Origin of the sequence: Rhizobium sp. R635 (assembly GCF_002211285.1) — a bacterium.
GTDB lineage: Bacteria > Pseudomonadota > Alphaproteobacteria > Rhizobiales > Rhizobiaceae > Rhizobium.
Genome location: NZ_LOKX01000032.1, coordinates 352,097 through 374,788 on the forward strand (window position 1 = coordinate 352,097; position 22,692 = coordinate 374,788).

At 60.9% G+C, this 22,692-nt stretch carries 22 protein-coding genes; 10 read left to right on the forward strand and 12 right to left on the reverse strand.

Translation table 11 applies throughout. The features are described 5' to 3' along the window. Positions 1-44: 44 nt before the first annotated feature. Positions 45-1,058 carry a substrate-binding domain-containing protein gene (locus tag ATY78_RS21135; protein WP_088684246.1) on the reverse strand — a complete coding sequence of 338 codons (1,014 nt, stop codon included), beginning with the start codon at positions 1,056-1,058 and terminating at the stop codon, positions 45-47. A 268-nt stretch (positions 1,059-1,326) separates the two neighbouring features. On the opposite strand from ATY78_RS21135, the gene ATY78_RS21140 reads away from it, so the two are divergent. From ATY78_RS21140 to ATY78_RS21165, 6 genes are all read left to right on the forward strand, one after another. Then, complete coding sequence (locus ATY78_RS21140; RefSeq protein ID WP_088684247.1) at positions 1,327-2,589, forward strand: ABC transporter substrate-binding protein; 1,263 nt, start codon at positions 1,327-1,329, stop codon at positions 2,587-2,589. Between the two features lie 67 nt (positions 2,590-2,656). Beyond that, positions 2,657-3,643, forward strand: a complete 987-nt coding sequence (locus ATY78_RS21145) for a sugar ABC transporter permease (protein ID WP_088684248.1) — start codon at positions 2,657-2,659, stop codon at positions 3,641-3,643. Then, positions 3,643-4,473, forward strand: a complete 831-nt coding sequence (locus tag ATY78_RS21150; protein ID WP_088684249.1) for a carbohydrate ABC transporter permease — start codon at positions 3,643-3,645, stop codon at positions 4,471-4,473. The genes ATY78_RS21145 and ATY78_RS21150 overlap by 1 nt, the downstream gene beginning before the upstream one ends. 11 nt (positions 4,474-4,484) lie before the next feature. Continuing rightward, positions 4,485-5,510 carry an ABC transporter ATP-binding protein gene (locus tag ATY78_RS21155; RefSeq protein ID WP_088684250.1) on the forward strand — a complete coding sequence of 342 codons (1,026 nt, stop codon included), beginning with the start codon at positions 4,485-4,487 and terminating at the stop codon, positions 5,508-5,510. 60 nt (positions 5,511-5,570) lie between these two features. Further along, on the forward strand, positions 5,571-6,356 hold the full coding sequence (locus tag ATY78_RS21160) for a ThuA domain-containing protein (RefSeq protein ID WP_088684251.1): 786 nt from the start codon (positions 5,571-5,573) through the stop codon (positions 6,354-6,356). Between the two features lie 27 nt (positions 6,357-6,383). Further along, complete coding sequence (locus tag ATY78_RS21165) at positions 6,384-7,421, forward strand: Gfo/Idh/MocA family oxidoreductase (protein ID WP_088684252.1); 1,038 nt, start codon at positions 6,384-6,386, stop codon at positions 7,419-7,421. Between the two features lie 98 nt (positions 7,422-7,519). Here ATY78_RS21165 and ATY78_RS21170 read toward each other — a convergent pair whose 3' ends face one another. From ATY78_RS21170 to ATY78_RS21215, 11 genes are all read right to left on the reverse strand, one after another. Continuing rightward, entirely contained in the window at positions 7,520-7,930 is a 411-nt protein-coding gene (locus ATY78_RS21170; protein WP_088684253.1) for a DUF4112 domain-containing protein, read from the reverse strand. A 147-nt stretch (positions 7,931-8,077) separates the two neighbouring features. After that, positions 8,078-9,895 (reverse strand): HAMP domain-containing methyl-accepting chemotaxis protein, encoded by a 1,818-nt coding sequence (locus tag ATY78_RS21175; protein WP_088684299.1) that lies wholly within the window; start codon positions 9,893-9,895, stop codon positions 8,078-8,080. A 345-nt stretch (positions 9,896-10,240) separates the two neighbouring features. After that, entirely contained in the window at positions 10,241-10,399 is a 159-nt protein-coding gene (locus tag ATY78_RS28630) for a hypothetical protein (protein WP_190237500.1), read from the reverse strand. Between the two features lie 101 nt (positions 10,400-10,500). Then, the gene (locus ATY78_RS21180) at positions 10,501-10,749 is read right to left on the reverse strand and encodes a hypothetical protein (RefSeq protein WP_088684300.1); all 249 of its coding nucleotides are present in this window, start codon (positions 10,747-10,749) and stop codon (positions 10,501-10,503) included. Between the two features lie 255 nt (positions 10,750-11,004). Beyond that, positions 11,005-12,096, reverse strand: coding sequence for a DUF5666 domain-containing protein (locus ATY78_RS21185; protein ID WP_088684254.1), 1,092 nt, complete (start codon positions 12,094-12,096; stop codon positions 11,005-11,007). Then, the gene (locus ATY78_RS21190; protein ID WP_088684255.1) at positions 12,093-12,986 is read right to left on the reverse strand and encodes a DUF6502 family protein; all 894 of its coding nucleotides are present in this window, start codon (positions 12,984-12,986) and stop codon (positions 12,093-12,095) included. The genes ATY78_RS21185 and ATY78_RS21190 overlap by 4 nt, the downstream gene beginning before the upstream one ends. 153 nt (positions 12,987-13,139) lie before the next feature. Further along, the gene (locus tag ATY78_RS21195) at positions 13,140-13,514 is read right to left on the reverse strand and encodes a hypothetical protein (RefSeq protein ID WP_088684256.1); all 375 of its coding nucleotides are present in this window, start codon (positions 13,512-13,514) and stop codon (positions 13,140-13,142) included. A 10-nt stretch (positions 13,515-13,524) separates the two neighbouring features. Next, a complete protein-coding gene (locus ATY78_RS21200) occupies positions 13,525-14,571 on the reverse strand; it encodes a flagellar hook-associated family protein (protein ID WP_088684257.1) in 1,047 nt (348 codons plus the stop codon). Positions 14,572-14,573: 2 nt separating this feature from the next. After that, a complete protein-coding gene (gene flgK / locus ATY78_RS21205; protein WP_088684258.1) occupies positions 14,574-16,034 on the reverse strand; it encodes a flagellar hook-associated protein FlgK in 1,461 nt (486 codons plus the stop codon). Between the two features lie 13 nt (positions 16,035-16,047). After that, a complete protein-coding gene (locus ATY78_RS21210; protein WP_088684259.1) occupies positions 16,048-17,340 on the reverse strand; it encodes a flagellar hook protein FlgE in 1,293 nt (430 codons plus the stop codon). Between the two features lie 319 nt (positions 17,341-17,659). Further along, on the reverse strand, positions 17,660-18,520 hold the full coding sequence (locus ATY78_RS21215) for an EF-hand domain-containing protein (protein ID WP_088684260.1): 861 nt from the start codon (positions 18,518-18,520) through the stop codon (positions 17,660-17,662). 162 nt (positions 18,521-18,682) lie between these two features. Here ATY78_RS21215 and ATY78_RS21220 point away from each other — a divergent pair, with 162 nt between their 5' ends. The 4 genes from ATY78_RS21220 to ATY78_RS21235 all read left to right on the forward strand — a co-directional run bounded on the left by ATY78_RS21220 (position 18,683) and on the right by ATY78_RS21235 (position 22,572). Continuing rightward, positions 18,683-19,330: a TetR/AcrR family transcriptional regulator gene (locus tag ATY78_RS21220; RefSeq protein WP_088684261.1), complete on the forward strand. Its 648-nt coding sequence runs from the start codon at positions 18,683-18,685 to the stop codon at positions 19,328-19,330. Between the two features lie 271 nt (positions 19,331-19,601). Then, on the forward strand, positions 19,602-21,785 hold the full coding sequence (locus tag ATY78_RS21225) for a DUF1217 domain-containing protein (protein WP_088684262.1): 2,184 nt from the start codon (positions 19,602-19,604) through the stop codon (positions 21,783-21,785). A 104-nt stretch (positions 21,786-21,889) separates the two neighbouring features. Then, entirely contained in the window at positions 21,890-22,252 is a 363-nt protein-coding gene (locus ATY78_RS21230; RefSeq protein WP_245313611.1) for a hypothetical protein, read from the forward strand. A gap of 56 nt (positions 22,253-22,308) precedes the next feature. Next, complete coding sequence (locus tag ATY78_RS21235; RefSeq protein WP_210191811.1) at positions 22,309-22,572, forward strand: hypothetical protein; 264 nt, start codon at positions 22,309-22,311, stop codon at positions 22,570-22,572. Positions 22,573-22,692 lie beyond the last annotated feature (120 nt).

Sequence of the window (22,692 nt, forward strand, 5' to 3'; positions counted from 1 at the left end):
GGACTTCAGCGGCTACACAGTCGTGCATCGGGAGGTTGCTCTCATCAGCGCGGCGGCGCGGTACTTTCCCGCAGGATCAGTTCGACCGGCCATAATTCGTGGATCTCGTCTGCGGGGCGGCCGGCGATAAGCTGTAGTGTCAGTTCGGCGCAGCGTGTGCCCGCGGCGCGCATGGAGGATCGCGTGGTCGAGAGCGACGGGACCATATTCTCGGCCGTCAGATAGGGAAAGACGTCGTCATGGGCGATGACGGAAACATCCTGCCCCACCGTCATTCCGAGCGAACGGACGGCGCGGTAGACACCAAGCGCTGTCATCGTGGAACCGGCAACGATGGCGGTTGGCGCATTGGTACTCTCCAGAAAAGAGCGGGCATGACGAAAGCCGCTCTCGTCGGAGAATTTATCGCAGGCCATGAGGTTGGGATCTGCGGTGAGCCCGCGCTCCTGATGGGCTAGCCGAAAACCCTGTTCGCGATGGATCGAATAGGTCTTGCCCCGCAGGCCGTTGATCATCGCAATGCGCCGGTGCCCGAGATCGAGCAGGTGTTCGGTCACTCTGCGCACGGCATTTTCATTATCGATATCGAGCCACGCATGCACATGCTCGGTCTCCGAGCGGCCGTGAACCAGAAAAGGCACGCCCAAGCCGTTCAGCATCTCGATCCGCGGGTCTCTGGGGCGAGGCGAATGAATGATCACGGCGTCCACCCGGCGGCTTTCGACCAGGCGCCGGTAAGCCTGTATCTCGTCGTCGTCATTGTGCGCGGTAATCGGCGTGATGAGAATATCCGTGTCGGTCGTTTCCAGCCGCTGCGCCATGCCCGACACGAATTCAGCAAAATGAATTTCTCCCGAGCGCCCCATCATGACGCCTATCGCTCCGGCCCGCCCGGTCTTCAGCCGCACGGCATTGATATCGGGGCGATAGCCGAGCCGCATTGCTTCGCTTGCAACCCGGGCACGCGTGGTTTCGCTCACCTCCGGATAGCCGCTGAGTGCGCGGCTGACCGTCGTCGGAGAAAGACCAAGCTGCTTTGCAAATTCACGAAGTTTCATCGGTGTCTTCTTTGTCCCGGAAATCAATGGACGATGCGTTGGCGATGCGCAACGGCCAAGTGCCAATTCGGTGAAAATTGAAAACGTTTTCAATTATGTGGCTTTGAAACACTAGCTGTTGCTGCGGAATTTATGCCTTTAACCGTGCATTACGGCCGTTTTAATCATATAAATACAACCGGTAGAAGCAGTTTTGATGCCTTGACGTCGCCGAAGCCTTCTGTAATGGTCCGTTCGCCAAATCGATTTCAATTTCTGGGAGGAGATTATGAAAAAGTTTGCTCTGGCCTTGTCGGCGCTTGGCCTCGCTATCGCCGCCGGCCCCATCCATGCCGCCGAAATTTCGTTTGCTGCGAACACCACGGGGAAAAACGTCGAATTCCTGAACAAGCAGCTTGCGATTTTCGAGAAGGAGACCGGCAATCAGGTGAAGCTCGTCACCATGCCGTCATCGAGCAGCGAGCAGTTCTCGCAATATCGCTTGTGGCTTGCCGCGGGAAACAAGGACATCGACGTTTATCAGACCGATGTCATCTGGGCGCCGCAGCTTGCCGACCAGTTCATTGATCTCACGGAGGCCACCAAGGACGTAGCCGGCCAGTTCTTCCCGTCGATCATCGCCTCGCAGACCGTCAATGGCCGGCTCGTGGCGCTGCCGTTGTTTACCGATGCTCCGGCGCTGTTTTATCGAAAGGACCTGCTCGAGAAATACGGCAAGCAGCCGCCGAAGACCTGGGACGAGATGGCAGCAACCGCCAAGGAGATCCAGGACAAGGAACGCCAGGCCGGCCAGAAGGATCTCTGGGGCTACGTCTTCCAGGGCAATTCCTACGAAGGGCTGACCTGCAACGCACTGGAATGGGTGAAGTCGTCGGGAGGGGGCCAGATCGTCGAGCCGGACGGGACGATCTCGATCAACAACGACAAGGCGGCGGCGGCGCTCGAACGCGCCAAGGGCTGGATCGGTACGATCTCGCCGCCCGGCGTGCTCGCCTATCAGGAGGAAGAATCGCGCGGCGTCTGGCAGACCGGCAACGCCGTCTTCATGCGCAACTGGCCCTATGCCTATTCTCTCGGCAACGGCGCCGACAGCGCCGTGAAGGGCAAGTTCGACGTGATGACGCTGCCGGTTGCGGCCGCCGGCGACAAGCCGTCCTCGACACTCGGCGGCTGGAACCTGGCGGTGTCGAAATATTCGGAAAAACAGGAAGCAGCCATCGCGCTCGTGAAATTCCTGGCATCGAAGGACGTGCAAAAGGCTCGCGCCATCGAGCTGTCCAATCTGCCGACACTGACGGACCTTTATGACGACAAGGATGTCGCCGCCGCGCAGCCCTTCATGCCGAACTGGAAACCCATTTTCCAGGACGCGGTGCCGCGTCCTTCGGCGACGGCCAAGGTGAAGTACAACGAAGTGTCCTCGAAGTTCTGGACGGCAGTGCACAATACGCTGTCCGGCAGCGGCTCGGCCGCCGAGAACCTCGAGCTCCTCGAAGCCGACCTGACGACCCTCAAGGGCGACGCCTGGTGAGGAACGGGACCGGCGGCCGGGAGGTCGTCGGTCCAGTCTTCGCAGGGCTAAACGGGAAAGGCGTTTCATGACTGAAATCGTAGTTCCACAAGCAATTGAACCCAAGGTTTCCAAGCTCAGCGCCTCTACGGAGCTGCGATCAGAACGCATCCGATCGGCCTGGGTGTTCCTGGCGCCGACGCTGTTGATTCTCGCTATCGTCGCCGGCTGGCCGCTCTTCAGAACCATCTATTTCAGCTTTACGAATGCGTCGCTCAACGACCTTGGCAATGCTGAGTTCGTCGGCTTTGCCAATTATCTGTCGTGGGTGACGCTGAAGAGCGGAAAGACCGTCTATCGCGGCCTGCTTGCCGATCCAGTCTGGTGGAATGCTGTCTGGAACACGGCCAAATTCACTCTCCTTTCGGTGACGATCGAGACTGTGCTCGGCTTGATCGTGGCGCTGGTGCTGAACGCACAGTTCGTCGGGCGGGGCGTCGTTCGGGCCGCAATCCTCATCCCCTGGGCGATCCCGACCATCGTTTCGGCCAAGATGTGGGCCTGGATGCTCAACGACCAGTTCGGCATTCTGAATGATGTTCTGCTCGGCCTCGGCCTGATCAGCGAGAAGATTGCCTGGACTGCCAATCCGGAAACGGCGATGATCGCCGTGCTGATCGTCGACGTCTGGAAGACGACGCCCTTCATGGCGCTTCTGATCCTTGCCGGGCTTCAGATGGTGCCGGGAGATATTTATGAAGCGGCCAGGATCGATGGCGTCAATCCGGTCAAGGTTTTCTGGCGCCTGACGCTGCCGCTGATCCGGCCTGCCATCATGGTTGCCGTGATCTTCCGGATGCTGGATGCGATGCGCATCTTCGACCTGATCTATGTTCTGACGCCCAACAATGCGCAGACGAAGACCATGTCGGTCATGGCGCGGGAAAACCTGTTCGACTTCGACAAGTTCGCCTATGGCGCTACCGCCTCGACGGTGCTTTTCCTCATCATCGCTTCCGTCACCGTCCTTTATATCTGGCTCGGCCGCGTCAGGCTCGGCGGGGAGGAACGCTGATGCTGCTTTCCATCACCAAGAATACGCTCTTCTACCTGCTCGTCACGATCATCGTGATCATTGCGGTATTTCCGTTCTACTATGCGATCCTTACCAGCCTGAAGACCGGCACGGCCCTTTTCAAAGTCGACTATTGGCCGACCTCGATCTCCTTCGGCAACTATGCTTCCGTAATGGGGCAGGGCGGTTTCGTCCGCAGTCTTGCGAATTCCGCAATGATCGCCTGCGTCGTGGTATCGGCATCGCTGTTGCTTTCGATCACCGCTTCGTTCGCTTTGGCCCGGGTGCATTTCCGCGGACGGGCGCTGTTGATGCTGACAATCCTTTCGGTGTCGATGTTCCCGCAGATTGCCGTTCTTGCGGGCCTCTTCGAACTCATCCGCTGGATCGGCATCTTCAACACGCCCTTCGCGCTGATCTTCTCCTACATGATCTTCACGCTCCCCTTCACCGTCTGGGTGCTGACCACCTTCATGCGGGAATTGCCGATCGAGATCGAGGAGGCGGCGATCGTCGACGGCGCCTCGCCATGGGTCATCGTCACCCAGGTGTTCATGCCGATGATGTGGCCGGCGCTGGTGACGACCGGGCTGCTTGCCTTCATCACCGCCTGGAACGAGTTCCTTTTCGCACTGACGTTCACATCGTCCGATACGCAGCGGACCGTCCCCGTAGCCATCGCCCTGCTTTCGGGCAACAGCGAATTCGAAATCCCCTGGGGCAACATCATGGCGGCTTCGGTGATCGTCACCGTGCCGGTCGTCGTGCTTGTTTTGATATTCCAGCGCCGGATCATTTCGGGGCTGACCGCCGGTGGCGTGAAGGGTTGAGGGAGTAGGACATGGCAGAAATCCGACTGGAAAATATCCGCAAGAGCTTCGGCGCTTTCGAGGTGATCAAGGGCGTAACGATGGACATCCGCCGAGGCGAGTTCATGGTGTTCGTCGGGCCTTCGGGATGCGGCAAGTCCACGCTGCTGCGGCTTATCTCTGGCCTCGAGGACATTACCTCGGGAAACCTCTCCTTCGACAATGAGACCGTGAACCGGTACGCGCCTTCCAAGAGAGGGATCGCCATGGTGTTCCAGTCCTATGCGCTCTACCCGCATATGACGGTGTTCGACAATATGGCTTTCGGCATGAAGCTTTCCGGGAGCAACAGAGACGAATGCCGCCGGCGCGTCGAACAGGCCGCCGGCATGCTGCAGCTCTCACCCTACCTGGACCGTCTGCCGCGACAGCTTTCCGGCGGTCAGCGTCAGCGCGTCGCCATCGGCCGGGCGATCGTGCGCGATCCTAAGGTCTTTCTCTTCGACGAGCCGCTTTCCAACCTCGATGCGGCGCTTCGCGTCGCGACGCGGCTCGAGATCGCGAAGCTTCATCGCAGCATGCACGGCACGACGATGATCTATGTGACGCATGATCAGGTCGAGGCCATGACGCTGGCCGATCGGATCTGCGTGCTGAGAGACGGCGTCGTCGAGCAGATCGGCACGCCGCTGGAACTTTACGAAAGCCCGAATTCGCTCTTCGTCGCCGGCTTCATCGGTTCGCCGAAAATGAATTTCCTGTCCGGCGGGCTGGCGCAGCCCTATGACAGCCATACGATCGGTGTGCGCGCGGAGCATGTTCGCATCACGGCCGAAGCGCCGGTTTGGAGTGGCACGGTCATCCATTCGGAAATCCTCGGCTCCGACAGCTTCGTCTATGTGGACATCGGGGCGGATGAGCCGCTCATCGTGCGGGAGACGGGCGTCTCCCGTCACGAGCCGGGGCAGGCGCTTGGCCTTGCGCCGCTTGCCGGCCATGTCCACCGTTTCGACGGGTCCGGCCGGGCGCTGGAGCGGACAACGATGCAGGCCGCCTGATCTTCCCAAGATCGTATTCCTCACAAGACCCGATCCATCTAACTGCCAGGAGTGAACGACGTGACCATTCGCACCATCGTCTGGGGTGAAAACATCCACGAAAATATCAATGAGATCGTCCGGGGCATCTATCCCGAAGGCATGCACACGACGATCGCCAACGCGCTGAATACCGATCCCGCCATCTCCGCGACCACCGCGACGCTGCAGGAGCCGGAGCATGGGCTGAGCGAGGTCCGCCTTGCCGAAACCGACGTGCTGACCTGGTGGGGCCATAAGGATCATGGTGCCGTGTCCGATGTCGTCGTCGAGCGCGTCGCCAAGCGCGTCTGGGAGGGCATGGGCCTTCTCGTTCTGCATTCCGGCCATTTCTCCAAGATCTTCAAGCGGCTGATGGGCACGCCCTGCGCGCTGAAATGGCGCGAGGCGGGTGAGCGCGAGCGGCTGTGGACCATCAATCCGCGCCATCCGATCGCCGCCGGCATCGGCGAGCATTTCGAACTCGAGAACGAGGAAATGTATGGCGAGCAGTTCTCCGTGCCGGAGCCGCTCGAAACGGTGTTCATCTCCTGGTTCCAGGGCGGGGAAGTGTTCCGCTCGGGCCTGACCTGGCGGCGCGGCGCCGGCAACATCTTCTATTTCCGCCCCGGCCACGAGACCTATCCGACCTATCACGATGCCACGGTGCAGAAGGTGCTGATCAACGGCGTCAAGTGGGCCTATAACCCGCAAGGCGCGTTGACTGGTATTACCGACGCTCCAAATGTGCCGGTAGAGAAGGCACTGGAGCCGATCGTCGAACGCGGCCCGAAACTGCACCAGGCCGGCGAAGCCGGTTACCGCTGAATTCGATAAACGACCATGAGGACAGAAATGCGCTTGATCATTCTCGGAACCGGAGGATGGGCAAATACCCATGCCATGAATTTCTCGGAAATCGCCGGCGTCAAAATTGTTGCCGCCGTCGATACGGACGAGGTCCGGCTGCGGGCCTTCGCGCTCAGGCATGGCATCCCGCTCACCTTCACATCGCTCGATGACGCCCTTGCCTGGGGGGAGTTTGACGCCGTGACCAATGTCACGCCGGATCGCGCGCATTATTCCACGACGATGAAGATACTCGGCGCCGGCAAGCATGTCCTCTGCGAGAAGCCGCTTGCGGTCAATTATCGCGAGGCCAAGGAGATGGCCGACGCCGCGGCGGCATCCGGTAAGGTCACGATGGTGAACCTGACCTATCGCAACGTGGCGCCGCTTCAGGCAGCGCGAAAAATGGTGCTGGACGGCCGTCTTGGTGCGATCCGCCATTTCGAAGCCTCGTATCTGCAAAGCTGGCTGGTCTCCAAGGCCTGGGGCGATTGGACCAAAGAGTCGCAATGGCTTTGGCGCCTGTCGACGAAGCACGGTTCCAATGGCGTGCTGGGCGATGTCGGTATCCACATTCTCGACTTCGCGGTCTTTGCCGCAGGCAGCGACGTCAAGGCGGCGGCGTCGCATCTCAAGGTTTTCGACAAAAGCCCCGGGAACCGGATCGGGGAATACGACCTCGATGCGAATGACAGTTTCCTGATGATGGCCGAGCTGGAAAACGGCGCGGCTGGTGTCATCCATGCCACGCGCTGGGCGACCGGTCATCTGAACGAATTGCGCCTGCGCCTGCATGGAGACAAGGGTGCGCTGGAGGTGGTGCATACGCCCGAGGGTTCGACACTCAGGACCTGCGAAGGCGCCGACGCCGACAAGGCAATCTGGCGCAAGATCGAGGTCGAACCGGTCATCACTAATTTCCAGCGATTTGCAAATGCCGTGCGAGAAGGGCAGGCGGATGAGCCGGGTTTCGGCCACGCCGCCAAGCTGCAATTCGTTCTTGATCACGCAGTAAAGACGGCCGGCGCTTTGACCGAGCTTTAGAGCAATTCCAGGAAAAGTGCGAAGCGGTTTTCCGTCCGGAATTGCGTAAATCCAAAAGGTTAGAGCGGTTCTGCGCTTCCGTGAAAAGCTGAACCGCTCTAGACGGAGCCTCTAGCTGCGCGCCGGTCCAATTCGTCTTCGCTGATGCCGAAGTGTTCGAGGATGATGCCGACGTTGCGGCGATGTGACTTGAAATAGACGTCGAAGACATCGCCGATCAGCGGAACCGTCCCGCCGGCCGCATCGATGCCGAGATTGACGGCCATGCGCGCGAGCTTGTGATTGGGAACGCCGAGACGCCTGGCTTCATTGAGGATGTAGAGACCGATGAGCGAGGTGGCGACGTCGCCGACGGCGGGAAGGAGGCCGAGCACGGAATCCGCGCCGATCCGCACGCCGACGACGGGCAGCCTGACCGCCGTGTCCATCAGCCGGGCGATGCGGACGGCGCGCTGGATTCTTTCGCGCTCGATCGACGTGAGGCGTTTCGTGTTGGCGGAAGTCGGCATCAAATCCCCGCGGCTTCGGAGATCGTTGCCGCGGGAGGCTGGTGCAGCGAAGCTGCGGGTGTCACGATCATGATTTCCATTGCCGTGAAACGCCGCAGGCTCGATAAGGTTCGTCCGCGGCGTGAATCCGTCACGCCGCAACCGCCATCAGGCAGCTCTTTGCGATTTTGATCCGCTGACCGGCGCATCGATCTGAAAACGGCCGACCACCCCTTCCAGCGTCTGCGTCTGACCGCCGAGCGCGCGGCAGGCGGAGACGGTTTCCACGGCCATGGCGGCGTTGCGTTGGGTGACCTCATCGAGCGCGCTGACGGAGGCATTGATCTCGCCGATCGCTACGGCCTGCTCGGAGGAGACGGAAACGATGCGGGCGATGAGGCTGGACACCTGTTCGACCTGGCCTTCGATCTCCAGAAGCGCCTTGCCGGTGCGGTTGACGAGCTCCACCCCGGTGGACACCTGGGTCGAGGAGGTTGATATCAGCGCCCGGATTTCCTTGGCGGCATTGGCCGAGCGCAGGGCGAGTTCGCGGACTTCCTGTGCGACGACTGCAAAACCCTTGCCGGCCTCGCCGGCGCGGGCGGCTTCGACGCCGGCATTCAGCGCCAGGAGATTGGTCTGGAAGGCGATTTCATCGATGACGTTGACGATTTCGCCGATCTGGGCGGACGAGCCTTCGATCCTCTCCATGGCGGCGATCGCATCGCGAACGACGGCGGCCGAATGTTCGGCGCTGCTGCGGGTCTCGGCCATCATCCCGGTCGCCCTGCCGGCATGGTGCGAGGCGTCCTTGGTCTTGGCGTTCATCTCCTTCAGCGCAGCGGTGGCCTCTTCGAGCATCGCTGCCTGCTGCTCGGTGCGCGAGGCGAGGCTATCGGCCGCATTGGTGATGCCGGTCGAGGAAGTGCCGACCTGCCTGGAGGTATTGGCGATCTCGGCCATCGAGGCGGAAAGCGCGTTCATGCTGTCGTTGAACTTCGCGCGCAGGGTCTCGTAGGCGGCGGCAAAGGGTGTCGTGATCCGGCAATCGAGATTGCCGTGCGACAGCTGGTCCAGGCCGTATGTCAGCTCGTCGATAACGGTTTCGCGTGTCTGCTCCTCGGCCGCCTTTTCGGCCATCTGGCTGCGCTCGCGCTCGAATTCGGCATTGCGAAGCGCCGTTTCACGCTTCTGCGCGTCCTGGCGTTCCAGCGCATTGCGGCGGAAGACCGCGACCGCCTTGGACATGGCGCCGATTTCGTCGGAACGGTTGGCATAGGGAACTTCGGTCGAAAAATCGCCCTCGGCGAGATTGCCCATATAGGCCTTCATACCGTCGAGCGGCACGATTGCGCGGCGGCGCAGGAGATAGAGCCCCACCAGCAGCAGCGCGAAGGAGCCGAAGCCGGCCGCACCCGCATAGATCGTCCAAGTCACGATTTCCGAGGCTGCGTTCTTTTCCTCGCCCTTCAGGAAGGCGTCGGAATTGGCGACGAGTTTCTCCACGGCATCCTGGTGCGCATGGAAGGCGACGCGCAATTGCTCGATTGCACCGTGCGCCTTGTCTTCATCCTTTGCATTCAGCGCCGGGATGATCTCGCGGTTCATCACGTCCCAGAATGCGTCACCCTTGGCCAGCACGTCGTTTTCGAGTTCGTCCTTCAAAGCCTGCGGCAGCCGGGTGGTTTTCCAATAGGCGCGACGGTCGTCGTAAGCGGCCTTCAGATTTGCGATCTTCGCCAGGTTGGTTTCGCTGAGTTCGGGAAACTTGCTGGCTTCGAAGGAGAGCATGTAGGATTCGACCACGAAGAGCGGCGGCGGCAGAATATCGGCGATGAGATCCTTGCCGTAGACGACCTGCTCGTAGACCGGGCCGTTGACCTTCAGCCGTTCGAGCGCCGATTGCTGCAATCCGATCGACATGAAAAGACCTGCTGAAACGGCGACGCCGAACGCCACCAGGCTACGGGCAATAGTAAAAGACAAGGTCGACTCCGAATAATTTGTGGCGCCTGCGTGTTGAGAGGCCTGATTTACGTAGAGCATTATTTCGGAAGAACGCTGAGATATGGTTAATTCTTCTGACGTCAGAGCTCGGCAGGTTTTCCCAGCTTGCGGATAATCGTCCAAAATTGGGGTGGTTGGTGAATTCTCGAAGCCGTTTGTGGTATCAAGCCACCAATTGCCATCGTATGGCATGCGGCGAGGGCGCTATATCTGATTGCAGAGGAGATGAGTATGGCTGAACCTCAGCTTTCGGTCCGAAGCGCAAGGGCGCGTGATTTACGCGAGGCCGGTCATGAGCCGGCATCATCTTTCTACGCCAGGCTTTCACAGCAAAGCGGGGCGGATATTGACCTTGAGGCCGTCCACAAGGAGGGCCGGCAGGCGCATGAGGGCGTCGAGCTTTGATTTTTTCGATACCAACATTGTTTCGGAGATTTTGAGCAAATCGCCGATGAAGCGGTGATCGCGTGGCTCGTTCGTCATGACGCTGAATTGGCTTTGCCGAGGAGTTTTAATCCACGGCGCATTGGAAGCAGGAACCTAAATCCGGGCGGACGGGGTTTGTAAATTGCCGACGGCGCCTATCAGGCCAATCGCAGCAGCATGTCGTTGAGATTGCCGATCTCTCGCAGCAGTTCGACCAGCCTGTCGGTATCGCCCTGGCTGAGCCGGCCCGTTCCGCCGCTGGTGTTCCAGAGATCCTGAAATTCTTGGCTCATGGTGCGTGCGCTGCCCATGATGTCGATGATCTGGGCGCGGTTTTCCCAGGTTGCGACGACGACCGGTTCGTCCATTTCCACCGGCATGTCGGTTTCACGTTCCAGCAAAAACAATTCCTGCTTCCTTTTGCGCGATGACGGCTTGGTTTGGATGGCGCCATCGAAGCTGAGGGATGGGCCATTGCTGTAATTACTCAGGAACATGGGTTTGACAGTCTCAGAACGATTGAAAATCAAACGATTGGCTAGCGGGTATGGGGCGGAACCCGTTAGCCAATCGGCAAACCCTTCCCGGAATCACCCGAAGCAGGGGTCGCAGGAATAATAAATGGGAAATTTTCCCATTTGTCAACGCTTGTGATAGCGGTTTCAGCGCGGAGGCGGAGCCGGCGGCGGTGACCCGGGAGACGGTGATCCGGGAGGCGGGGCGCTCGGCGGTGGTGGCGGGCTAGCCCCGTCCGGAGGCGGAAAGCTGCCATCCGGTCCACCTCGACCGAAGGGCGAACCATTCGGCGGCGGCCGGTCCGGTAGGCCTTGCGGCGGTCGCGAACCAAATCCGTCAGGAACGCGTCCGCCCTGAAAACCCGTCATCCTGCTCGAATCGCGGACCGAGACATCGAAGAAGCCATGACCATCGGGAGACGGCGGCATCGAGCCGGAAGGCGAGGCGCCTCCGGTTCCAGAGCCTTGCCCGCTCCTGTCCGTGGGCCGGAAGGTCTCGACGTTGACGATGCCGTATTTGAGGCCCGGCACCACGGCTTCGGCCTCGATGCGCGTAATGATCAATCGGTCGGCAACCGCCTTCAGACGCACCAGCGTCTGTTTGTTGGCGAGATATCCATGGGTGCTTCCAAAGGAAAGCCGGCCGATCATCAGGCTCTTGCCGCTCTTCACCGGGACGCCGCGGACATGGGCGCCATCGGAAACGGAGCGGGGCTCGATGCGCCGAGCGACGATCGTGCCGTCAGGTTTGCGGATGCCGAAGACGGCGACATGCTTGCCCTTTCTGAGCCCCTTTGTCGCGACGCCGGTCGTGTCGATCGTCTGCGCCAATATGGTCAAGCTGGTCTTGCCCATCCTGTCGATGCGGCCCTGGACCTCGCTGACGATCGTGATGCGGGCGGCGCGCTTTCCTGTCAGCAGCACGCGCGCGACATGGCCGACCTTCATCGCGCTTGCGGGAACACGCCGCCCGTCGATCTCGACCGGCGTCGTCGCGCTGAACGGTATGTGGATGCCGTTGACGATGATGCTGCCAAAGCCCTGGATGGTGCCGACGATGCCGGTGCCGCCGATACCGTGGTCTTCATTCTCCCCGCCGCCCTGGATGGAGGTGCCGGACCCGCCGATCCCGTGGTCGTAAGCGCCGGTCGACTGCGCGGCGGCAGATCCCGGCTTCAGGATCTGAAGCGCTATGCCGGCCAGCAGAAACTGCCTTCTCGAGATCATCGGCGGGCTCATTCGTCCGCCTCCGTCTTGGAAGCAGCGTCTGCTTGGGAATCCGTCTCAACCTCTTCGGTCATGACATAGAGACCGGCGATCCAGCGGCTGCTGCCGCCGGGATCGTCCTTGATCGCCTGATGGGCGACCTTGTTGAGCTTCAGGAGCAGCGCCATGCTTTCCTCGCGCGCAAGCGCGTCGAGCCGGGCGGCGAGCGCCGGAGATATGCCGTCATAATGAACCGCACGCTCGAAATAGGGCGGAGGGTCGTTCAGCAGGTTGGTGACGGCCGCCTGCACGTGGTCGCGAAGGTTGCGGGTGAAATAATGCCGGCGGGCATCGTCGCCGGCATTCGGAACGATCGATGAGAGGTCGAGCCGGACCCGGCCCTCCTCATCGAGAACGACGATGCCTCGGTCCAGCCAGTCGTCCAGGATGGAGCGGGGGTGGACGTCCTTGGTGATGTCGCTCACCAGGCTCTCGAAGGACGGGCTGCCGTCGCTTGTGGTGCGGGGCAGGGCGCTCGGCCTGTCCTCGGCATCGCAATAGAGCGGGTCGGCCAGCCACCGGGCAAGGATGCGGCTCGTCTGCGAAACGCCGACGGTCAGCAGCGATTCCGAAATCTCCTGCCCGCGCAGCCGGTTGACGTCCTTGCGGTGGACGCCTGTCAGAAGCGAAATGCGGCTGTCCGTCTGCTGCTTGTTCGGCAGCGCGAATTCCTTCTCGGCGACCTCGATATAGAGACGGCGAAGAATGGCCGAAAAGGCGGTGAAGTTGAAGCCGGAGGCAAGCGCGAGCTTGACCAGCGGGCGCAGCACGCGGATGAGCATGGCCTGCAGGGTCTCTTCGGAGAAGGGTAGCTTCGCGCGCGGCTTCGACATCAAGAACACACTCGGTCTCGCAAAGACCATTGCCGGCAGACTTCGGTAGCCGCCTTCATTCTCCCTATGGCAAAGTCCGGAATGCCGCAACGGACAAGCCATATGCGAGACCAGCCTATGCCATAATCCCTCACGGCGCTGCCGCGATCGTGCCGCCATTGGAAAGTTATTTCGCCCCTTCTGTCAATGCGTTACCGGATGCGGCTCGGGTGACAGCACCGCCCCCTGGCTCCAGTCGATCAGCCGGTCGATCCGCGCAATCTTGTGGAAAACCTCGAAGACGTCGAATGCCGCGCCCCGCTCGATATGGCCTGCCAGGAGCTCGCAAAGCTCGAATATTTCAGGAGGGGTGCCCGTCATTTCGACGCCGTCATCCGTAAAGACGCCCGATCGCGGCCAGGCCCGCATCTGCCCGTCATCGAGTTTGCTGCCGATGAAGGGGATCGTATCGATGATGCCGGAGGCGAGCGCAAAGGCCGCCTCCGCCACGATTTCGGAACAGGTCGTGCCGGGGTCCCGCGTCAGGGCCGGTATCTGCAACCGCTTGAGTTCGCGCATTTTCAATCCGTCAGAGATAGTTGACCAGGCTGAGGCTCTGGAGTTTCGAGACGAGCGTGTAAGCCGTTTCCAACTGCGTCTGCAGCTGGTTGACGAGGGTCGAAGCCCCGTAGGTATCCACGCCCTGGAGATCGACGAGCTTTCCCTGGAGCAGGGTCGATTGAGCGTCGAGGGCGTCGTTCGCCTTTTCGAGCCGCTCCTGCGACAGGCCGAGCTGGCTTTGCTGCGTCACGATGCCGGAGGTCGCCTGGGCGGCATAACCGATCGCTTTGGAGGCGACGGTGCTCTGCGCGTCTGAGCTGAGATCCTGGCCGAACAGGGCGGAGACGACGACGGAGGCGAGTGCGAGGTAACGCATGCCTTCGGAATTGGCATTGGTCGACGAAGTGATGGTCTCCGATCCGCTGATCCGGCTCGTCATGTCGGTGCTCGATGCGGTCGACCAGCCGCTCGAAGCGTCCGTCCAGCTGCTTTCGGAAAACATCGGCTCGACCGTATCGGTGATGAAGCTGCCGATTTCCTCGCCCGTCAACTCGCTGACGTCCTTGCCGAGACCGCTCGCGTAGTCGTTCAGGGCCGAGACGATCGTATCCGAGACCGCCGTGGATTGATCGGTCAGCGGCTGGCTGTCGAGGTTCGTTCCGCCGAACAGGTATTCGCCATTGACCGATGTGTTTGCCGTCGAGATCAGCTGCGAAATCGTGGAGCCGGCCGATTGCAGGGCAACGGCGATGCTCGTCGTATCCTGGCTTGCCTGGAGCGCGGTCAGGTTGGTGACAAGGCTGTCGCCGGCATCCTTGAGGCTCGAAAGAGCGGTCTGCGATGCTTCCATGCGCAGCGCGACGACGGAATTGCTCGTCTTGAACGAGTCCGCCTGGGCGATGGCGCTGGTGAGATTGATCGACTTTGCGGCGCCGGCGCCGAGGGAGACGCCGATATCGGCGTAGGTTCCCGTCGTCGCTTCGGTCGAAGCCTGCTGCAGCTTGTTTTGCGACTGGCTGATGGTGAGCCTGAGAACGCTCTGCATCGCCGATGATGAGACAAAAGAGGCTTTCATGATTAGCTCGCTATGTCGAGGAGCGACTGGAACATCTCGTCGATGACGTTCAGGATCTTCGTCGCCGCCTTGTAGGATTGTTCGATGTCGAGAAGCAGCGTCAGCTCCTCGTCGAGGTTGACGCCCGTTTCGTTGGAATAGGCTTCGTCGGAACGCGACAGCGCCGCGGCCGTGTTTTCGGAAGCCGATGTCGCATCGCTGCGATATTGTTCGAGCCAGCCGATCGAGGCGCTGGCATAGTCCGTCAGGCTCTGCGTCGTGGAGAGGCCGGCGTCGGCGGAGAAGGAACGCTGCTCCGTCAATGCCTGATAGAGGGCGTCGAGATTGTCCGAGAAGCCGCTGTCGCCCGAGGTGTTGAGATCGGTAATGCCGCTGATCGTTCCGTCGCGCAGCTTCGTCGCGTCGCCGCCTTCGCTGGTGACGACTGTTGTATTGACGGAAATGCTGCCGGCGATCCCTGTTGCGTCGTCGGAAGCGGCAGGGGTTCCGCCTGTCGTCCCCGACGCCGTCGTCCAGACGAAGAGCCCCGGCGCGCTCGTGCTGCCGTCGCTTTCCGAGAACACCTGGACGAGCGATTTGGCGATCTCGTCGAGCTGGTTCTGGAAGGTCGGGGCGATCTCGTCGCGCAGCTGCAGCAGCGCCTGCAGGCTGCCGGAGGCGCTCGTCGTCGATCCCTCGCCGGCGTCGAGAGCCACGCCGTCGATATAGATGGAATTCCCCTCGGTTCCCGCGACGTAAGTTGTCGTCGCGGAGAAGGTGACGGTGCGGGGGATGGTCTCGAACAGCACGGTGCCATCCGAGGTGTAGAGCGCCATGTCGTTATTATTGCGCACGACGGAGGTGACGCCGACGATCGAGGAGATCTGCTTCAGGAGCTTCTCCCGTTCGTCGAGCGCCGAGGACGTATCGGCGCCGGTCGCTGTCGCGAGCTTGACGGCATTGTTCGCCGTCTCGAACTGCGACAGCAGCGTATTCAGCGAGGAGACCTGTGTGGCGATCTCCGCATCGGCCTCGGCCCTGATCGACTGGACGCCGTCGCTGGCCGTATTCAGCGAATTGGCGAGATCCTGCGCGGCGGTGACGGCCGATTGCGCCGCGGTCGTATTGCTCGGCGACGTCGCGTAGGTCTGGAGCGCCTCCTGGAACGCCGCGAGATAGGTGCTCGGCGACGTCTCGTAGTCGTTGCCGCCCATCAGCGACTGCAGGCTTTCGAGACCGGTCACGAGCGTCTGCTGGGCGCTGTCCTTGGCGTTGGATTGCAGATACTGGGCGAGCAGCGCAGTTTCCTGCGCCCGGCTGATGCTGACGACCTGGGCGCCGGAAAGAGACGTCGTGATCGACGCCTCCCGCCTGACATAGTTGGAATTTCCGACATTGGCGATGTTGGTCGAGACGACGCTGCTCTGCTGGCCGGTATTGTTGAAAATACTCTGCACGCTGTTCAAGGCTGACGTGAGCGACATCCGGGCGTTCCTTCTATCGCTTCAGGTTGACGAGGACATCCATGATGTCGGAGCCGGTCTGGAACACCTTCGAATTGGCGGTGTAGCTGCGTTGCGCCTCGATCATCTCCGTCAATTCGCCGGCGAGATCGACATTCGAGCTTTCGAGCGCGCCGGACTGGATGGAGCCGAGCCCGTTCGTCTGCGGAAAGCCGGTGACGGTGACGCCGGACATGCCGTTGGCGGTGTAGACGTTGCCGCTGAGCAGGGTCAGATTGTCGGGGCTTGCGACCGTCGCGAGAGGGATCTGGTAGAGCGCCTTCGTCGTGCCGTTGGCATAGGAGACCGACACCACGCCGTCCGTGCCGATCGAGACCGAGCTCACCGCGCTTGCGGCCTGGCCGTCGGCCGAGCCCGTCGCCGAGAAATCGGAGGCGAGCTGGGTGAAGTCGGAATAGTCCATGGTGATCGTCTTTGCCGTGACCGGATCGACGATGTCGGTGTCGGTCGCGGACGTCAGCTGGCCGTCGGCGTCGAAGGAGAGTGTGGCGACGCTGACCGCGCTGGAGGAGTAGGGGAAGGAGGTCGTGCCGCCGGTCGCGGCATCGGCATTGCGATAGACCGCGACTTCCCAGGTGCTGCCGGTGACCGCGCCGCTCGCATCGGTCGTGACATCAGTCTTGGTGAAGTAATAGTCGTACTGCACGGTGGCGCCGAGGCTGTCATAGGCGACCAGCGACATCTTCTGCGTATCGTCGGTGACGCCTGACGTGTTGGCGCTCGGCAGCGTCGTCGTATCGGTGACGACGGTCGCCTCGGAATTCAGGTTGCCGCTGAAATAGGCGCTGGTCGAAGCGATCGCGCTCAGGCCCGATTGGGAGACGTTGACCGGCACCAGCCCGTCGAAGCCATTGACGACGACCGCCGGCACGCCTGAATCATAGGAATATCCCATCAGCGTGTAGCCGGCGCTGTTGACGAGGTTGCCGTCGCTATCGACTGAGAAATCGCCGGCGCGGGTGAGCACCGGCGTGCCGTCGGCGCTTTCGACGATGAAGAACCCGTCTCCGGAGATCGCGAGATCATAGGCCGAGGTCGTATAGGAAATGTCGCCCTGCTCAGAAATCGCCTGGCGCACGGATGTCTGGACGCCGCCGGAATTGTAATTACCGGAGGAAGAGGGCAGGACCAGCGACGAAAAGGAGGTGGAAACGGCCTTGTAGCCGGTGGTGTTGGCATTGGCGATGTTGTCGGACACCGTGCTCAGCCGGTTTGCCTGCGCGCTCATGCCGGAGACGGCGGTTTTCATGCTTCCAAAAATGCTCATGGCTCGATCCTTCAAAGGTTTGGGAACATGCCATGTGACGACAGGCTTCCAGGGCCCGGATTGCGGGCGCAAGACATCGCCGGGCGCCGGGCGAAGGCCGGCACCGGTCGATGATCTGATTGTCTGGACTGACCCCGTGATGGCTCTCGGCGCGTCGGTTCATCCGAGCGTGTGACATCGTGCGCCCGATACCGCGCACCATTCGAATCATAAGAAGCGGCCCGGCCGAAGGCTCTGCCGGCGCAACTGCCGGGCCGCTTCAGACCGTCGCCATTGCAGTTCCTCCAGAAACCGCAACGGCGACGATGTCTTGCCGGCGTCAGGCCGCGGACTGCGCGGACAATGAGCCGGCGCCTGAGGTGTCGAGCAGATCGAAGAGCTGGCTCGCCTGGCTTTCGCTGACATCGTCAGGCTTGCCGGCCATGAATTCCTCCAGGCTCACCACTCCATCTCCATTCGTATCGAGATCGGAAAGCAGGGAGGTGAACTGGTCATCGTCCTCGGACGGAGGCGGCCCCTGGGGACCTTCCGACTGCTGGGCGGACATGGCCTCAACAAGCGCATCGACCGACAGCGAACCGGCGCCCTCGCTGTCGAAGCCGTCGAACAGCGTTCCGGCCTGGTCCTCGCTGACGTCGGTCGGCCTGCCTGCGACGAATTCGGCCTTGCTGACGAGCCCGTCGCCGTCGGTATCGAGCTCGGAAAGCATGGATGCCAGCTGGTCATCGTCGCCCGGCGGCGGCCCATCGGGGCGCTCCGGCCGCTGGGCGGACATGGCCTCGGCGAGTTCATCGACCGACAATGATCCCGCGCCTTCGCTGTCGAAGCTGTCGAAAAGCGTTCCAGCCTGATCCTCGCTGACATCGGACGGCCGGGCTGCGACGAACTCGGCCTTGCTCACATAGCCGTCGCCGTCGGTGTCCAGCTCGGAGACGTCCATGCCTTCGCCGCCATCCTCTTCGCCGGCGGAGCCGGACTGGTCGAAGCGGTTCATCGCCAGCGTCATCAGCTGGGCCATCAGTTTGTCGGCGCTGCTGGACGTGTCTTCGTCGAGCTGCCCGCTTGTGGTTGATTTTTTCGCTGAAACCGTACTACAGGATAGCATGTCCTGGGATGCGGATGTCGAGCTCTTGCTATAGGAATAGGAAGAGACTGACGCGGCGGCCGAAATGGTCGTCATAAGCGCTCCATCGCTAGAGGGTGGGGATGCAACGCATTACAGAACTTATGAGTTCTCTAAATCGAAATCGCTAATGCCACAACCGAAAAAATCATCCCTCAGAAATAACAGGCTGCTTTTCAGGGTCGTCGGCATGCGCTTCGGCAAAGCGGTCTGATCGTCATGGATATCGTCGACGAACCCGCAGATGAGCCGCGCAAAAGAGGCCGGCCGAAAGTCTCCAGCGATGAAGACAAGCGCACGCATATCGTCGAAGTCGCCCGCCGCGTTTTCGTAAAATACGGTTATGCCGGAAGCACGACCGCGGTCGTCGCTTCGGAGGCGGGTGTTTCCAAGCAGACGCTCTACAAGCTGTTTCAGAGCAAGGAAGAGCTGTTTGCGGCCGTCGTCGGCGCGCATCGGCGGCTGATGCTCGACCTGCCGAGGCCCGCCGAAGAGATCTCGATCGCCGAGAGCCTCGAACGTATCTTCATGATCGACATGGACGAGGAGATGGATGCGGAACGCGCCGGCTTCCTGCAGCTCGTCTTTCGCGAAGCCGCACAGTTTCCCGAGCTTATCGATATTCTCCAGCGCGAAGGCATACTCGCCAGCCGGCAGCATCTCGCCGACTGGCTGAGCGATCGCCGGGCGGAAGGCAGGCTGTCGCTGGATGATCCGGAAAGCGGCGCGCGCATGCTGATGGACATGATCTTCGGCGGCATGGGCCCGCCGGAAGGCCGCGTGCAGGCCTGGCCCGACCGGGCCCTGATGCTTGCCCACCTTCGCCACTGTATCGCGGTCTTCGCCGCCGGCGTGGGGGCCACTTGAAACGGGTCAAGCGGTGCGGCAGCAATTGCCGCGTCATCCCGCTGCTCGACCCGGCAAAGGCTAGGGTGAGGGCAACCCTCCATTTCAAGCTTCCAATTCCCGATTGAATGATTTATAGAACTATATAGTTCCATTAAGTCGATTCGGCCGCATGTACGTGGCTGTGCTTCGCCATGACCGGCGACGATATCCCAGCAAAGATCAGAAGCTCACCCGTGGCTGCCGGCAGGCTTTCGCGCGGTACGGCCGTGCCTATTGGAAGGGACAGACGTTGGTTTCCACCTATGTAAGCTATCTCGCGGTCGCGCGGAATCTGAATGCCAGTCTCGCCAGCGTCGCGTCCCAGGCCACGGTTGCCCGCGACAGCGCCTATTACAAGGAAAACATCGGCAAGGTCACGACCGTCGATGAGTTCATGGGTGATTACAAGCTTTATTCCTACGCGATGAAGGCCTACGGCCTTGAGGACATGACCTATGCCAAGGCCTTCATGAAGAAGGTGCTGGAGAGTGACCTCAGCGATTCATCGAGCTTTGCCAACAGCTTGAGTGACGGCCGCTATGCCGAGTTCGCCGCAGCCTTCAAATTCTCCGGCGAAACGAAGACGGCGCAATCGGACGTGCAGCGCGACAGCCTGCTCGACGCTTACGAGGGCTCCTTCGATACCGAGGCCGAGAATATCGAGGATGAGACCGATTACTTCGAGGAGAATATCTCGTCGATCACCTCGGTCGACGATCTTCTGTCGAGTTCGTGGCTGAAGAACTATGTGCTGACGGCTTTCGGCCTCAGCACCGAATATACGTCGACCAGCTTTCTGAAGGATGTTCTGACGAGCGATCTCGACGATGCCGACAGCTTCGTCAACCAGCTCGACGACGATGTCTATGTCAGCCTGGCGAGGGCCTTCAACTTCAGCGAGAACGGCTCGGTCGACGGCGAGGTGATGTCGGAAGACCAGCTCTCGCTGGTGACGAGCGCCTATGCGGTGGCCTCGTCGACGATCGCTTCCACCGAGACCGGGGAGGCTTATGACACTTATTTCGCTGCTGAGATCGGAAACATCACCTCCGTCGACCAGTTGATGAGCGACGACAAGCTGGTGTCCTATCTCAGAACGGCTTACGGTCTTTCCGACAGCGAAACCGATAACTTCATCTCCGCGGCCCTGAAAAGCGCCGACCTCGCCGAGGCGATCGGCTTGTCCGACCTGCACGACGCCTTCAATTTCGACGAGGACGGCGCGCTTGCCGACGGCGACACGGCCCAGACGTCGGAGCAGACGGCCGCGACCACGGCGGCCTTCGATGAAAACTACCAGGCGCTAATCGCCAACACCGACACGGAAGATGCGGTCGACAACTATACGACGCGCATTGCCAGCGTCACCTCGATCGACGATTTCCTGGTGTCGAACGCCGATGACGACGATGACGACAACGACGACCTTCCGGAAATGTGGGAAATGGCGCTGCGCGCTTTTGGCATAGACTCCGGCGAGGTTTCGAAAAGCGAAGTCCGGAAAATACTGGAAAGCGATCCCTTGGACTCGAAAAGCTATGTCAACAGCCTCGATGATGATCGGCTCGTCGCCTTTCGCAAGGCATTCAATTTCGACAGCGATGGCGACGTGACCGTTCCCCTGCAGGCCATGTCGGAATCCGTCGTCGACGACTATGCCGCCTATTACAAGCAGAACAAGATCCGATATCTCGAAGGCGAGGAACTGACCGAGGCGACCGACGCCGCGGACGAGGAGATCACCTATTTCCGCGATCAGATGGCGACGATCACCTCTGTCAGCGAATTTCTCGCCGACGACCGGCTGGTCGCCTTTGCGCTTGAAGCCAAGGGCCTGGACCCTGAGGACGTCACGTCGGACCAGTTGGAGAAGATGTTTTCCTCCGATCTCGACGACGAGGACAGCTATGTCAACAAGCTTGACGACAATCGCTACGCGGAGCTCGTCGGCGCGTTCAATTTCGATCAGGACGGCAATATCTCGGCCGATCCCATCGGGACGGTGCAGCAGCGCGGCGACGTGCTGGAGACGATCGACGCCTATGTCCGCCTGACGCTCGAAGACGACCAGGGCGACAGCAATACCGGCGTGCGCCTGGCGCTCTACTTCGGACGCAAGGCACCCGAGATTTCGAGCGCCTACGACATTCTGGGCGACAGCGCGCTCTTCGAGTTCTTCACGACGAGCTTCAATCTCTCCAGCTACGTCTCGAACATGGACGTCGACAAGCAGGCCGAGATGATCGAGAATTTCATCGACATCAAGGATCTTTCCGACCCTGACAAGGTCGAGGATCTGATCAAGCGCTTTACCGCCATGTACGATGTGGCGAACGGCACCGGCACCACCTCGACGGCGCTTTCCATCCTCACCGGCTCGGCCTCGATCAGCGCCGACACGCTGCTGGCCGTGGCGCAATTGAAAAGCGGGTGAGGGGCGGATTGACGTCGTACCGCCTAAGGTAGTGGCAGGCGCATTGAGTTGTATGAACTCCGGAGTCGTGCCATAGCACCCTGATGCATCGGAGGTGAGGGCGCATGAGCATTGACACAGGTAAAGCCCTGCTTGCCCTATTCTTCCTGACGACTACCGGTCTTGCGACGGCATTCGGCTCAGACATGGAATCGCGCGCTCTCTGGGCGGCATCGGCGATGGCGGAAGCCGATTATCATCGCGGCAATCCATGCGCCCATTGGAAGGTCGACGAGGAGGCGGTGAAAAAGGTCATTGCCTGGAGCGGCCGAACGCTCGAGGAATTGCGCGCATCCGAGGACTACCGCGAGCAGCATGACGCCATAAAAGGTCTCGTTCAGCTATACGGCCTCGAGAAGACCTGCGACGCGAGCGGGGCAACTTTCGACGTCGATGAAAAGGACTATGGCGTCCTGCGCTTCCGCTGAGGCGACGGCTTCGACGCAGTGACGGGTCGTAAGAGATGAAGACAGCGCATTTTTGCATGCACCTTCAGCCCGTTTTCGAGGCGGAGTTACAAGCGGGCAACCGTTATTCCTCCTCGCCGCACATTGCCGACTGGCCTGAGGCCGGGTCGGTCTTCGCAGCGCTCGTCCACGCGCTGCGCACGCGCGGCTATGAAAGCGTTCCGGAGCTGGAACACCGGATTTGCACCGATCCCCATTATGGCTGGCATGACGAGCTCTATTGCACCGCCTGCGGCGACCTGCTCGTTGCCGGAGAGACGCGGCTTCCCAACGCGCGATAGAAGCGACGTTCAGTCCGTGGTCGAGCCAATGCTTTTCAGTCAAGGAATTGCCTAGGCAGATGCTCGGCACAAGGCCAAGCATGACGGAGGAGATCTTGTCCAAAAACTGAGCGCCGCGCG